This is a genomic window from Flavilitoribacter nigricans DSM 23189 = NBRC 102662, assembly GCF_002646595.1.
GTDB lineage: Bacteria > Bacteroidota > Bacteroidia > Chitinophagales > Saprospiraceae > Flavilitoribacter > Flavilitoribacter nigricans.
In genome coordinates, this window is record NZ_PDUD01000017.1 from 78,978 (window position 1) to 93,394 (window position 14,417).

7 protein-coding genes are annotated in these 14,417 nt (G+C 53.4%); 4 read left to right on the forward strand and 3 right to left on the reverse strand.

Translation table 11 applies throughout. The features are described 5' to 3' along the window. Positions 1 to 63 precede the first annotated feature (63 nt). Both CRP01_RS09570 and CRP01_RS09575 read right to left on the reverse strand, forming a co-directional pair. Entirely contained in the window at positions 64 to 690 is a 627-nt protein-coding gene (locus CRP01_RS09570; RefSeq protein WP_099149806.1) for a hypothetical protein, read from the reverse strand. A 447-nt stretch (positions 691 to 1,137) separates the two neighbouring features. Beyond that, positions 1,138 to 2,277, reverse strand: coding sequence for a DUF2911 domain-containing protein (locus tag CRP01_RS09575; protein ID WP_099149807.1), 1,140 nt, complete (start codon positions 2,275 to 2,277; stop codon positions 1,138 to 1,140). 222 nt (positions 2,278 to 2,499) lie between these two features. Here CRP01_RS09575 and CRP01_RS09580 point away from each other — a divergent pair, with 222 nt between their 5' ends. The 4 genes from CRP01_RS09580 to CRP01_RS09595 all read left to right on the forward strand — a co-directional run bounded on the left by CRP01_RS09580 (position 2,500) and on the right by CRP01_RS09595 (position 12,757). Further along, complete coding sequence (locus CRP01_RS09580; RefSeq protein ID WP_099149808.1) at positions 2,500 to 6,453, forward strand: hybrid sensor histidine kinase/response regulator transcription factor; 3,954 nt, start codon at positions 2,500 to 2,502, stop codon at positions 6,451 to 6,453. 572 nt (positions 6,454 to 7,025) lie between these two features. After that, positions 7,026 to 9,791, forward strand: a complete 2,766-nt coding sequence (locus tag CRP01_RS09585) for a cellulase family glycosylhydrolase (protein ID WP_099149809.1) — start codon at positions 7,026 to 7,028, stop codon at positions 9,789 to 9,791. A 237-nt stretch (positions 9,792 to 10,028) separates the two neighbouring features. Then, positions 10,029 to 11,156, forward strand: coding sequence for an FAD-dependent monooxygenase (locus CRP01_RS09590; protein WP_099149810.1), 1,128 nt, complete (start codon positions 10,029 to 10,031; stop codon positions 11,154 to 11,156). An 86-nt stretch (positions 11,157 to 11,242) separates the two neighbouring features. Further along, positions 11,243 to 12,757 carry a glycoside hydrolase family 88 protein gene (locus CRP01_RS09595; RefSeq protein ID WP_099149811.1) on the forward strand — a complete coding sequence of 505 codons (1,515 nt, stop codon included), beginning with the start codon at positions 11,243 to 11,245 and terminating at the stop codon, positions 12,755 to 12,757. Positions 12,758 to 12,818: 61 nt separating this feature from the next. Here the strand turns inward: CRP01_RS09595 and CRP01_RS09600 are convergent, their stop codons facing one another. Next, on the reverse strand, positions 12,819 to 14,396 hold the full coding sequence (locus CRP01_RS09600; RefSeq protein WP_099149812.1) for a sulfatase: 1,578 nt from the start codon (positions 14,394 to 14,396) through the stop codon (positions 12,819 to 12,821). Between the last annotated feature and the right edge of the window lie 21 nt (positions 14,397 to 14,417).

The window sequence follows — 14,417 nt, forward strand, 5'->3', positions numbered from 1 at the left end:
GTAGCAATGCGGTGCCGCCAACCGGAATGAACGCTTAGTCTTTTTCACAGGGATTAGTCCTTCCTAATTGATGGTATAGGGCATCTTTTTGCTGGCATTCCGCATCAGCACATCCACCAACTGGCCGGGAGAACTACCGATACTGCCGGCAGCCTGGTGATTGTAACTCCAGATCATTTGCTCCTTCCCGTTATCGTGGATCTCTACGTTGACCACCGTCTGATTGGTAGGTCCCCATGCTCCGAAAACAATGCCGAGGGCAATTGCACCACCGTCCGACATGGGCTTGGATAAAGCATAGTTGGACGTGATCAGGCCATCCACTCCGAGTGCCTTGCAGATCTCGGCGGGCGTCATCGGCTGGTCATCGTAGTAGCCGGCGCGTTGCAGCAGGGTCGTAGTGGTGGCAATATCCTGAATATCTACCGTGATCCGGTTCTGCATTTTCCGTTTCAACAACCAGCTGTACATCTCTTTCTGAAAATTGACCGATTCGGTCTTCTGCTGTTCCTTCAGCGCTTCGGCATCCACTTTTTTCCGGGCGGCGATGGACACGGTTGGCGGCGCAATGGCGATGGTGTGGTGACTTCCGGCCAGCGATTTGCCTTCCGGACTAACGTAGATCTTGGGGGAACAGCTTCCCAGGGTAAATACAACTACTGCTACAAGGAGAAAAAACGCATTTTTCATTCTGGTGGAGGTTAGCGCAAACTGCTCGTGTGCACCCGGCGGCACCTTCTTCGGGAAGGACCGTTCGCCAAGTGACCAACAACTTGCTTTGGATTAAATAATAGTTCAATTACATCCTTGATTTTCAGGAGAAAATCGCTGCAAACCTACAGATAGAATGGATTATACGGCGGAATTTTTTTAACCCCGTTCGCTTCCTGAAACCGGACCATGAGCAAATCCGCCACCTCAGCGGCAGCCGGCCTTTTTTTTTGTTAATTTTTACACAACTTACTGATCCGAATGGAGAAAATTAACGACTTTTTCAGCCTCTTAAATGGGCAAAAGCCCTGGGAGACAGGCAGTTTGATCGTTGCCGGCCAGGGATTTTCCATGATTCGGGATCGGATGTAATAACACGATCCCCGGATGGTGTTCACCATCCGGGGATCGTACCAGTAGAGGACGCTATTCCGCCACGACGGTGAAGGGGATCTCAAAGATCGCTTCTCCCCATTTTAGTTGCAATATGCCCTGCTCTCCCCGCTCGACGGCATCTATCGTGAATAACTCGACCGATTCGTCGTTGCCGGTGATCGACATCGGCACCCGACCCAGATCCCGGCTTTCGTCGTAGGAATTGCCGTTCTGTCCGGTTTGTTTATTGATGATCAGGGTACCGCCCTCCGGTGTCGGGATACTGAAGAGCGTATAGGAGCCCGCCGGCACATCGAGTTCCCCGAATTTAAGGTCTTTATCCGTACTGAAATGGGAGGCGCGGTTTGCTCCGGTCCGCCAGCGCTCGTTCCAGGGTACAATACCACCGAACAGTTCCCGCCCTCTTTTGGCCGGCTGTCCGAACGTAAGTTTAATGTTGGCGCCGTGTACAGTACCCTCACTTTCCCCCTCACCGGAAAGCGAACCGATGGGTTTATCGGCAAAACGTGCCGCCAGTGCATTCATATCCACCGGTCCGGAACGCCGAACGATCAGCTTCCGGGTGGTAGCGGTGGCATCGTAGTACTGGATGGCTCCGTGTTCATCGATGCGGGCGTACATGGTACCGCGGTAGGGGTGTTTGATGGAGATCGAATCCCCTTCGATGGTCCGGATCTCGAATACGGCCGGGTTTCGACCGGCCATCATCAGCTGGTCACTCGAAGATTGTCCGGCTTTGGTCATATGGCGGGTAGCCACTTCGTACGGCCAGTGGACCATATCGATCCAGGGCAAAATAGCCGGATCGTAGGCGAATTTGTTGCTTTGTTCTTCATCACCCCGGATCCGGGTAACGACCAGGCTGTCGCCGTCCACGCTGACGGTTTGTTCCTCCAGCGCTGCCCCGTCCATTTGCGCCGGATCAAAGGTCGCAGAATGGTAGGCGGTGAAATTGCCGTCGCCATCCATTTCCAGCGTTTGCTTCAGATAACGGGTCTCGGGCGTCCGGATGAGTACTTCCGCATCTACCCGGTCCGGGAGCATGGTAAATTGTTCGATGACGAGGGTATCCTCGCCCAGGGTAGCCACAAAAGAAGACGGTTCCGGTTCACCGCAGCTAAAAAAGCATAAGCTAGTGATGCATACGCCGAAGATTAGGTTGATTCGCATGGTGTTTTGTTTTGCTCCCTGAAGCTACAAATTTTGCCGCAAATTCTCTCCTTTACAATTGTTGCTCCGGCATTTAAGCTATCGAAAGTTCAATGCTTATTCAATTCTGCCGCTCGGGCCGTAGACCAACGCCATTTTCCCACATCCGTTTGCCGAAAAGAAACCGCACTGAAAAATAATATCTAAATTTGTGGATTGCACGTTTGGCCAAATTTAAAATGGATGCGGGTCCAATTCACACGTACTATTCTCCTGCTTACGGCTCTTGTTACGACCATCGGGCTGCATGCTATCGAATTCCAGTACCTGACCGTTGAACAGGAACTGAGCTCTAATGTCGTTTACCAGAGCCTGCAGGATCAATACGGACTGATCTGGATCGCTACCCGCAAAGGCATTGACCGTTACGACGGTACCTCCCTGCGGCACTACGATCTCCCGAGTGAAAGTGAGAGTCTGAACGCGGCCTACGCCCTGTTTTGGGATCATCAGGATCAGCTCTGGGCCGGATCTTCCGAAGGCATTTTCCGCTACGATCGTGCCAATGATACCTTTACCGCTTTGGCGGATAAATCAAATTTACCGCGAAATAAGATCAACGCCATCTGGATGGACCGGGAAGGTTATTTGTGGATCGGCACCGCCCAGGGATTGGCCGTAATCGATCCGGATCGGCCGGACGCGGCCGGGACCATCATCGTTCCGGATGAACTGTCGGGAATACGGTCCCTGTTTCAGGATAGCCGGGGAGATATGTGGGTAGGTAGCAAAGATCAGGTTTACCGCTACCAGCGCGCCCAAAATAAATGGGAATCGCTACCCGAACTGTTTCCCCGAACGAGCGATAGGGTCTCTCCTTCCCTATTGGCCCTGTGCTTTTTTGAAGATCAGCAACAGCGCATCTGGATCGGGACGGATAACCGGGCCGTTTGGGTGATAGATTCCGCATCCCGTTCCATTCAATCCCTATCTGACTTAAACCCGCAATGGCCCAACGGTGCCGTCCGGTCGATCAACTTCTGGCCGAACGGTGAGGTGGTGGTGGGAATTGACGGAAGCGGCCTTTTGTCCCTCGGAGAAGACCTGCGTATGCGAGAGCGGTTCATTCAGGACCCCAACCAGAAGAAGTCCCTGAACGACAACGGCATCTACCACATTTTTCGCGACCGCGAAGCCCGCTACTGGATCAGTACTTACGGAGGCGGCATCAATATTTACGATCCGCAGCGACCGGAATTTGACCTGATCCAGCACCAATCGTACCGTCCCAACAGTCTGGGCAATAATTTTACCCGGGCCATTCTCGAAGACAGCCAGGGCGATCTGTGGGTCGGTACGGAAAAAGGGATTTCCCGCTACCAGCCCGGCCTGGATCAATGGACCCGGTACTTCAACGATCCGGGAAACCCCAACCTATTGGGCAATAATAATGTTTTGAGCCTGCACGAAGACCGACAGGGATACATCTGGGCGGGTACCTACGGCGGAGGGGTCAGCCGGATCGACCCGCAGACCGGCCGGACGACTACCTTCCGGCACCGGTCGGATGATCCGCAAACGATCGGTACCGATTTTGTTTACACCATTTATGAAGACCGGGAGGGTGTGTTCTGGTTTGGCGGCATCCGCGGGGCGCTGACGAGCTATACTCCTGCTACGGATGCGTACCAATATTACGAGGTGCCCAGCGTGTACGACATTTTTGAAGTAAAAAACGGCCTTCTCTATTTCGGCACCGTCAACGGTCTGTTCCGTCTGGAGAAAGCAAGCGGAGACATACGGCAGGTCCACCTTCCCGGGATTCCGCAACGGGTGGATATCATCTCCATGCAGCAAACCCGGGACAGTACCCTCTGGCTGGGTACGGAAGGAAGCGGATTGATCGCTCTTTCGCCCGACGGAAGTACCGTTAAGCAATATGTCGTAGCCGACGGATTACCTTCCAATTCGGTGGTAGGAATTCTGGAAGATGACTTTCACCGGCTCTGGCTGAGCACCTCCCACGGCCTTTCCTGCCTGGACCCCGCTAAGGGAAATTTCATCAACTTTGGGATGAGCGATGGTATCGGCAATTTTGAATTCAATCGTCAGGCTTTTGCCAACACCCGGGATGGGTTTTTCCTGTTCGGTGGCCAAAACGGCATTACCCGCTTTCATCCGGATATTCTCCAGCAGATGGTTTCGAATACGCCTACGCTGGTGTTTACCGATTTCAAGTTATTTAACCGTAGCGTCGTACCCAATTCGGAGGGTTCTCCACTCGATCAGCAGATCAACGAAACTTCCCGGATCGAACTGCGGCACAATCAGAATGCCTTCTCTTTTGAATTCACCGCCATCGATTTTCAAAACCCCGCCAAGAATAAATACACCTGGCGGCTGGACGGTTTCGAAGCGGACTGGTCTCCACCGACCAGTGATCCATCCGCTGTTTATACCAACCTCAACTCCGGCGATTATACGTTTCAGGTGAAAGTTTCACCGGACGGGCAACAGTGGAGTGAAGCCCGCAGTATCGCCATTACCATCGCCACGCCTTTCTGGCTGAGTGGCTGGGCCTTTGTGCTTTACGCCCTGATCGGCGGCAGCATTACCGCCCTGCTGATCAATTACTTCCGCATCCGGATCAAGGAGCGTCACTCCGAAGAAAAGATCCGGTTTTTCGTCAATATTGCCCACGATCTGCGTACTCCGCTGACCCTGATCAAAGGTCCGATCCGGGATATGCAACAAGATCCCGGTCTGCCGGAAGCGCTCCAGCCCCAGATCGACCTGATCGACAAAAATGCGACCCGCCTGCATCAGCTGATGACCCAGTTGCTGGATTTTCAAAAAGCGGGTCTAGGAAAAATGGAATTCCAGGTTCGGGAAAAAGATATCGTAGCCTACCTGCGGGAAAAAACGGAACTCTTTCAGCCCTGGGCCCGGGAGAAATCCATTCAACTTACCTTCCATAGCGATACGGATCAACTCTGCCTCTACTACGATACGGACAAACTGGATAAGATCATCTACAACCTCCTGTCGAATGCCCTGAAATACACACCGGACCACGGCCGCATCGGTCTGAAGGTAAGTCAGGAAAAGGATACTTGTTCCATCACACTGTCCGACAACGGTATCGGCATTCCGAAGGACCAACAGAGCCTGCTGTTCAAACGCTATACCCGTGCGACCAATGCCGTTAATTACCAGATCCCCGGCAGTGGCGTGGGCCTGATGCTGGTCTACCAACTCGTGAAACTGCACAAGGGCAGGATCGAACTGAGCAGCGAGGAAAACGCAGGAACGACCATCCGGATCTGGCTCCCGCTGGGCCGCAGGCATTTGGAAGATCATCAGATCCTGACGGAAGCTCCGGCCGTATCCGTACCGGCTCCGGCGATCATTCCCGAACCCAAAGCCAGTCCGGTGATCCAAGAAGATGGGGACGCTCCGACTATTCTGGTGGTGGAAGATCACCCCGAGATCAGGAGTTATCTCACCAGCAATCTCGGCCGTCATTACCGCATCCTGGAAGCCGAAGAGGGGGCCAAAGGGCTTCGGTTGGCCCGCGAAAAAGCTCCGGATCTGATCATTTCCGACGTGATGATGCCGGAAATCGACGGGATGTCGCTCTGTAAGCAGATCAAAAGCAATTTTGAGACCTCCCATATTCCGGTCATCCTCCTGACCGCCCTTCAGGGCACCGATTACAATATCCAGGGGGTAGAAAGTGGCGCCGATGTGTACCTTGAAAAACCCTTTGAGCTGAAGGTGCTCGAAGCCTATGTCAAAAACCTCATTGCGCTGCGGATCCGGCTGCGCGAGAAATTCCTTTCCCTGGAAGAGCCCCAACCGCAGGACTTCCCCAATGCCCGCGAACATGCCTTCATCGAACAGCTTACCGGCCTGATCCACCAGCACCTGGAGAACGAGGCGTTTACCGTCGATCTACTCTGCCAGGAGATCGCCCTGAGTCGACCGGTACTTTTCCGCAAACTGAAAGCCCTGACCGGTCAGAATATCCAAAACTTCATCCGGATCATCCGCCTGAAAAAGGCCAAAGAATTACTGGAACGGGAGCAACTCACCGTGGCCGAAGCGGCTTATAAGACGGGTTTCTCCAGTCCGAAGTATTTCAGCACCAGTTTTCGGAAGCATTTTGGGGTGAAGCCGAGTGAGGTGGGGGGGTGAGGGGGTGACTTGGTGAGGGGGAGACTGGGTGAGGGGAAGATTTGGAGACTGGGTGACTTTTATCGGTAATTGGACCACCTAAAGAAAAATTTCTGAGCCATGCCCTTATCGACGTCAGCGGCGTAGCTGCGAAAATATTTGTTGATCAGTGACGGGTTTTCCTTTGAAGGGCGTAGCCCTGGTCATGTATTGATCTGGAATGCCCGTTTTCCTATTCTATTTGCTGGATCCAACTTAAAATATTAAAGTCTAACTGAAAGACTGTTTGAAAACCTACCACTGGGTTGAAAACGCAGCTATTGCCGCCAAATACGCAAGGCAGGAACCGAAACGGCAGACACCCAGGCATGGCCAGAGCGCTACCCACTCACCCACTCACCCAGTCTCCAAGTCTCTCATTCTCCAGGTCACCAGGTCACCAGGTCACCAAGTCTCCAAATCCCCACTTATGTCCAAAAACTGAACGATAAACAAACCCATCTGAACCCTCCGTGAACCTTTCTCCCTCCTACTCCACCCTAATTTTACCGACATCTTCAACAATTTTCTACACACCTTTAAATGGTTTCAAGATGTCATACAGAAGTCTACAATGGATACTTATTATAGCGCTATCATTTGTACTTAGCCCGGTAACAGAGGCGCAGATCACCCCATCCCAAATGGTGGAAAAGATGTGGAAGGGGCTCAACCTCGGCAATACCCTGGAGGCCGGACAGGAAGGCTGGTGGCAGGCTCCCGCCCAGGAGTTTTATTTTGACGATTACGTTGCGCAGGGTTTCACCTCCGTTCGCATTCCCGTGCGTTGGGACCGACATACCGGTACCACGGCTCCCTATACGGTTGATCCAGCCTGGTTGTCCCGGGTAGAGGAAGTTGTCGACTGGGCGCTGAGCCGCGATCTGGTCGTCGTTCTCAACGCGCACCATGAGCACTGGTTACTCGATGACTTTACGCCGGATAACATTAGTCGCTTCGAGGCCATCTGGACGCAGGTGGCCACCCATTTCCAGGGTAAATCCGAGAATCTTCTTTTCGAGGTGATCAACGAACCTTACTTCAAACTTTCCGCCGGGCAGGTCGATGACCTCAACCACCGGATCCTGAACATTATCCGTGCGGATAACCCCACCCGGATCGTGCTCCTCACCGGGGGAGGAAAGAACTCCTGGCAGGCTCCCCTGCAGATGACCCTGCCGGCCGATGATTATCTCATCGCTTATTTTCATTACTATGTGCCCTTTAACTTTACCAGCGGGCAGATCAACAACTGGGGGACAGCGGCGGAAAAAAGTACCATGCTGAATCATTTCCAGCAGGTAAAAGCCTGGGCGGATGCGCAAAACATTCCCGTATATCTGGGAGAATTTGGAGCGGATGACACGGTAGATCCCGACAACCGGGCCGATTATTACCATACGCTGGTCAACTACGCTACCAGCCTCGGTTTTGCCTGGGCCGCCTGGGAACCGGGCACCGCCGCTAAAGGTTTTTACTTTCGCGAACCCGGCAGCTGGAACCCGTCTATTCTCGATGCCCTGCAGATCGATGAGGACCCCGAGCCGCCAACGGTACAGAACCTGATCACCAATCCCTGCTTTGATACCAACGTATCCGGTTGGAACCTGGTCTGTGGCGGCGGAAGCAAAGCCGCCCTTTCCGACGGTGCGGATGGGGGCTGTGCCTGCGAGGATGGCTCGGACACCAAATATCTCCGTTTCCTCGCGGATACCCGGGGCAACTGCATCCGCAATCCTAACCTGAATTATCAGGGCCCTGGCGAATACGAATTGTGCTTTCAGGCCCGCACCATCCAGTACGGCAATTCGCTGAAAGCCCGGATGATCATCAATGGCGCCGAATTTATTGATTCCGATGATTTTGTTCTGCAAACCGGAGGCGAATGGGACACTTATACCTACACGTTTGCCGCGACCACCGACTGCAGCAATTGTACCTTTCATTTTCAGTTCGTAGCCAATGATGATGGTGGCCATTACCGGATCGACGACGTTTCTCTGGTAAAATTATCCGACCGGGAACCACCGGTTTTTCAGCAATGTCCGGAAAATACCGCTTTGCCGGTTGGTGCTGACTGCGCATCCGTTTTACCGGATTATACGGGCTTGGCCGTGGTCAGTGATAATGCGGGAGTCGCCTCCATTAGCCAGGAACCGGAAGCGGGTACGGCACTGCCGATCGGCATCCATGCGATCACGCTTACCGCAACGGATATCAACGGCAATACCGCTTCCTGTACCTTCGATCTTACCGTAGTTGATACCGAGGCGCCCGGTATCAGCGTAATGGAAGGAATTCCCGTCGACCCCGTTGTGCTGGGGACCGCCATTGCAGCAAGCGCGCAGTTTACCGATGACTGTTCCGTAGAGGCACTCTGGTACTGGGGTGACGGAGCGAGCACCCCTGGCAGCATCAATGACGGGACCATTTCCGGCGGGCACACTTACGCCAATCCCGGGGTGTATAGCGTTTCGCTCACGGTATCGGATGCAAGCGGTAATACAAGCACGCTGGTAGCCGGTCATTACCTGGTCGTCTACGATCCCAGCGCCGGCTTCGTTACCGGTGGCGGCTGGATCGACTCTCCGGCCGGTGCGCTGGCCGCAGCACCTGCGCTGACGGGCAGGGCCAATTTTGGGTTTGTCGCCAAATACCAAAGAGGAAGCACGGTACCGTCCGGCCATACCAGTTTTCAGTTCCAGGCCGGAAATTTTCAATTCGCCAGTACCGACTACGAATGGATGACCGTAGCCGGAGAGAAAGTAAAATTCAAAGGATCCGGCCGGGTGAATGAAAGCGGTGATTACCGCTTTATAGTGACGGCTATCGACGGCGACCTGCAGGGTAGCTCGGGACCGGATAAATTCCGGATCAGGATCTGGGAGGCAGCCGGCGGAGGTGTGATTTACGATAATAAAATGGGCGCAGCCGATACGGACTACGATTCCCAGGAGATTGGTGGCGGCCAGATCCGTATCTACGATGGAGAACAGGGTCAGACTATGGTTTCAACTATAGGAAACAGTGCCGATTTTACTACTCCAGGCGTCAGTCCTCCAAAGATTTTCCCCAATCCGTTCCGGGATCAGCTATCGATAACTTTTGAACTGGTGAAGCCGGAACCGGTCATCCTCCAGATTTTTGATCTGCGCGGCCAATTGGTTCGGGAAATGCTTCGGGCTGGTCTTTCTGCGGGCACCCACCGCATTTCCTGGGATGGCCGGGACGGCAACCTCCGCGATCTACCTCCTGGCACCTATCTGATCCGACTCCGTTCCAACGGCCACCTTCAAACCTGGAAAGCGACTAAATTTTGAGTTTAAAACCAGTTTAATCCAGTTCGGGGAGGCGCACCTATCAATGCGCTTCCCCTTTTTTTTGCATGGCACTCCGAGGGCTTATTTTCAGTCAAGCTTTTATCCGAATTTCTACCACGATCTCGCCGCTTTCAGGGCTTTTGTTTATAATTTAGCCCAATAGCATGATCATTGCCACCAGGCGTCAGCCTGCTTTATAAAACATTGCTTTTCACTCCAAAAAACAATAAATCAAACATGGATATTATCGGAGCGGGGATCGGCGGACTAACTACGGCCATCGCCCTGCAACAAAAAGGGATCACCAGCAATCTATACGAACAGGCCAAGGCGATCCAACCCGTTGGTGCGGGTATCATCCTGGCCAATAACGCCATGCAGGTCTATGAAAAACTGGGTTTGCGAAAAGAACTGGAAGCTGCTGGAAATCCGATCTCGGCCATGAAGATTACCGATCCCCAACTGAAACCCATATCCGAGGTAGATCTGGCTCATTTTGAAAAGAAATACCAGGTGCGAAACATCGCTATCCACCGCGGCGCTTTACAACAGATCCTGGCCGAACGGCTTCCTAAAAATACCGTTCACCTGGGCCACGAACTAATTCGGGTCGACAAAGATCAATCGGCGTATGTCCTGCATTTCAAACATGGAGCCCAATTGAGATCATCCCAATTATTAGGCGCTGACGGACTGAATTCGGTCTTACGGCAATCCCTCTTCAACGAAAATACGATCCGCAATGCTAAGCAAGTCTGCTGGCGCGGCGTGACGGATTTCACCCTTCCCAAACCATACCGCCATGAATTAAACGAAGCCTGGGGCATAGGAGACCGGGTCGGTTTTGTGCAGATCGCTCCCAATCAGGCCTACTGGTATGCCCTCAAATCGTTCCTCCACGATCCCGGGGAGTACCCGCTCGGGGAGATCAACGAATACTACCGGGACTATCATCCCGTTATCCGGGAGCTAATCCGGTCTACTCCACTCGAAAATATTCATACGGCGGTCATTTCCGATCTGGCACCGATCAAAACCTGGCACCGGGAAAATGTATGTCTGCTCGGAGATGCGGCCCACGCCACTACTCCCAATATGGGACAAGGTGCCTGCCAGTCGATCGAGGACGCATACATCCTGTCGGCGTGTCTGGCCAAATACGAGCTGAACCGCGCGTTTGCCGAATTTCAGCGCCTGCGCATGCCCAAAGCCCACCAGGTGGTCAATACCAGCTGGCGGTTAGGAAAAATAGCGCACTGGCAACATCCACTGGCCATTACGCTCCGGAATCAGCTCCTGCGGCTTACGCCCCAAAGCATCAGTCAGAAACAATCGGCCCGGATCTTTCAGTTGGAACAGGTTTAAGTTCGTCTTGTTTCGGACAGCGTTCCAGCCGGCCGCGGCCATCACCAGAGGTAGTCGGCTATTTTTTTATCGATTTAAATATCAATATGAACCGACGCACCACTTTTAAGTCCCTCGTGCTTTTGACTACAGGCTCTCTGCTGCAGCCAGCTAAGATATTTAGCCGGGAATCGACCCTCTGGAAATCCAGGCTGAGTCGCCATTTCCTCTCCACCCGCATTGATCCGGAGCTACCGGAAGAAAAGCGGCTCCCCTTCGGCTGGCAAGGCTTTTCGGTAGCTGGCGAACGTCCGGCATTACTCAGACCGACCCTACCGGTAAACCTGCAAGCGGGCGATGGTCTTTTACTCAGATGTTCCGTAGCCATCGATGTCCGGGAAGAAAAGGTGGTTCGGGCCCGTATTGCCGGGACGCAGGAAGAACTCGGTCATTTTGACATTCGCTATGCCGCCGTGTTTCAAGTTTTTGACCTGGAAATCGCGCCCCTTTTCCTTCCGGCCATTAATCAGCATGGAATTGAACTTAGTCTGGAGCGAGGAGAAAACCCCATGTGGTTTTTCGCGGCAACCCCGGGGTACCGGGATCGGGATAACACCTTCTTACCCCAATTATTGGCGTATCCGAAGGATGAGATCGACCGGGAAGAGGCATTCATCCGGCAGATGTGCTCCCTCAACTCAATCCAACCCTTTGGCTGGATGGAAGGCTGCGTGCTGGACGGATTATACCAGATGTACAAACGGAAAAAGCACCGAAAGGCACGCAGAGCGATAAAGGGCCATTTTGCCCGCTTCTTCGACCGGCAAGACAATTTTATTCACGAAGACCCACGCAGCCGGCCTCTGGATAATAAGATCGGCACCATCGAATCCACGCAGCCTTTCTCCACACTGGCTCGCCTGGAACCGGACCATCCGGTTTTTACGGAAGTATTGAAATTTTGGGAGGAACGTACCCAGCCGGACGGCACCGTTACCGACCACTATTCCGTCACCGCGGAGGGTTCCTATACCATCGCCTACCCGATGGCGGTGATCGGAAAACAACGAGGCGATAAAGCAATGATGGAAAAAGCCTACGCCCAGATCCTGCTGCGCAAAACCATGCTGGTACAAGACGGCGATATTTACCTGCGGTATTATCCTAAAGACGACTCCCGCAAATACCGGAACTGGGCCCGGGGAGTTACCTGGTACCTGCTGGGCATGGTCCGTACGATGGCGGCATTGCATGATCAGCTGGATGTTTCCGAAGCGGCCGAGGAAGTTGCCCGGGTAGCGAAAATGGTGATCCCGCATCAGCTGAAAAATGGTTTGTGGCCTTGCTTCATCCACGAAGCCGATATCGCTCCGGATAATTCCGGCTCGGCGGGAATTGCGGCGGCGCTGGCCACGGCCGTCCATAACGGCTGGATCGGTCAGGAATATTTGCCCTTCTGCCGCAAGACCTATACTACCTTGCTGGATCAGCTCACTCCGGATGGTTTGTTACAGGGCGTGGCCCAAAGCAACAAAGTCGGAGAAGCGCTCCAAAGGAGTGATTACCGGGTTACATCCCAAATGGGGCTGGGGCTGATGGCCCAGTTGTACGCTGCGCTCTAATGCAGTTCGCCGCAACCGGGCCATCTACGTTTTCATTCATCGATCCTATAATCCGGATGGCCTAATGCCCTTTCCCGCTGAGGGTTTGGTATTGTTGTTGCAGATGCGTTGCCAGTTTTTGCTCTAGCTCTTTTTTGATTTCCCGGTAGTTCGCTAGATCGGCCAGGTTGCGACGTTCATTCGGATCTGTCTCATAATCGTACAGCTCCACCCCGACCAGTTTTGAATTACCGAGGGGTTTAAAACTCCGGTAACTGTTGTCGTACCATTGCGTCAGCCGGTAGCGTTCGGTGCGCAGGGAATAGCCCATCACCTTTTTCCCGCGATGGTATTGGCTGATCGCATAGTCTTTTTCTACCGTAGTTCCGGGATCGGAATCCATCAGTGGGGCCAAAGATTTTCCATCAACCCGAGCGGGCAGATCCACGCCGGCGAGATCAAATAAGGTTGGAAAAACATCTACCAGTTCAATTGGAGCCCGGACCACCGTACCGGCCGCTACGCCCGGACCGGCGAAAAGCAACGGGATCCGCGTGGCCTGTTCAAAATTGGAATGCTTACACCACAGGGTATGATCGCCCAGATGAAAGCCATGATCGCCCCAAAGCACGATCAGGGTATTATCCAGCATGGAGAGCGCTTCCAAAGCATCCAGCAGTTTGCCCACCTGAGCATCGATATAGGATACGCAGGCCATATAGCCGTGGATCAGTTCTTTTTGTTTTGCCACCGGCAACTCATCCCCTACCCCCAGATCGTTATCGATATCCGTGTAAGAACGGAGTTCTCCGAAAGAGTGGTAGGCTATTTTCGGTGTTCCTTCGGCCAGTTGGCGAAAAGCAGCCAGCTCAATGTCTTCCCGGTCGTAAAGATCCCAGTACTTCTTTGGTGCCACGAAAGGCAGGTGCGGCCGCTGAAAGCCCACCGCCAGGAAAAAAGGATCTCCGGCAGCCTGTAGGCTCTGCAAACGACGAATGGCTTCTTCCGTGTAGAGTCCATCCTGATAGGCATTATCCGGTACATCCGTTGCTTCGGTACTGGGTTTGATGCGTTCCAGCACATGACTACGGATCTTCCCGTTGCCTTTGATGCCCGCCACTTTAGCCTCGGCCGTGAGCTGTCGGATCTGTTTTTTCACTTTTTTGTCCTGATAGGTATTGAGGGCCGGACGGCCGTCAGGACTTTCGTAATTATCGGGAATTACGTGGGGAATACTCCAGCTCTTACCGTCGTGCCCCGGCGAAGAGGAACCTTTATGGTAGATTTTACCGATCCCGGTCGAGGTGTAACCCTGACTGATCAGGTATTCCGGCATGGAGATCAGTTCCGGAGCCGATTTGCGAAAATCGGTATGGAGGTCCCATACCCGGGTCCGGTCCGGGTAGGCACCGGTCATGATACTGGCGCGGGACGGACCGCAAACGGCCTGCTGGACCTGCGCATTGAGGAAACTTGCCCCCATGCGGGCCAGCCGGTCCATATTGGGCGTATGCATGTAATCACAGCCGTAGGCGCCCAGCAGGGGTTTTAGATCATCCACGGCGATGAACAGGATGTTTCGGGGCTGAGCCGAGAGCGTGCTCAGGGACAGGATAAGGAGCAGCGGCAGCAGGAGTCGCTGACAATTGGTATATTTCATAACGTTGTAATCTTTTGATGG

What these genes read in the sequence shown, in the direction of transcription:
- CRP01_RS09570 (WP_099149806.1), bottom strand. Translation starts at nt 690, where the DNA reads ATGAAAAATGCGTTTTTTCTCCTTGTAGCAGTAGTTGTATTTACCCTG.
- CRP01_RS09575 (WP_099149807.1), bottom strand. Translation starts at nt 2,277, where the DNA reads ATGCGAATCAACCTAATCTTCGGCGTATGCATCACTAGCTTATGCTTT.
- CRP01_RS09580 (WP_099149808.1), top strand. Translation starts at nt 2,500, where the DNA reads ATGCGGGTCCAATTCACACGTACTATTCTCCTGCTTACGGCTCTTGTT.
- CRP01_RS09585 (WP_099149809.1), top strand. Translation starts at nt 7,026, where the DNA reads ATGTCATACAGAAGTCTACAATGGATACTTATTATAGCGCTATCATTT.
- CRP01_RS09590 (WP_099149810.1), top strand. Translation starts at nt 10,029, where the DNA reads ATGGATATTATCGGAGCGGGGATCGGCGGACTAACTACGGCCATCGCC.
- CRP01_RS09595 (WP_099149811.1), top strand. Translation starts at nt 11,243, where the DNA reads ATGAACCGACGCACCACTTTTAAGTCCCTCGTGCTTTTGACTACAGGC.
- CRP01_RS09600 (WP_099149812.1), bottom strand. Translation starts at nt 14,396, where the DNA reads ATGAAATATACCAATTGTCAGCGACTCCTGCTGCCGCTGCTCCTTATC.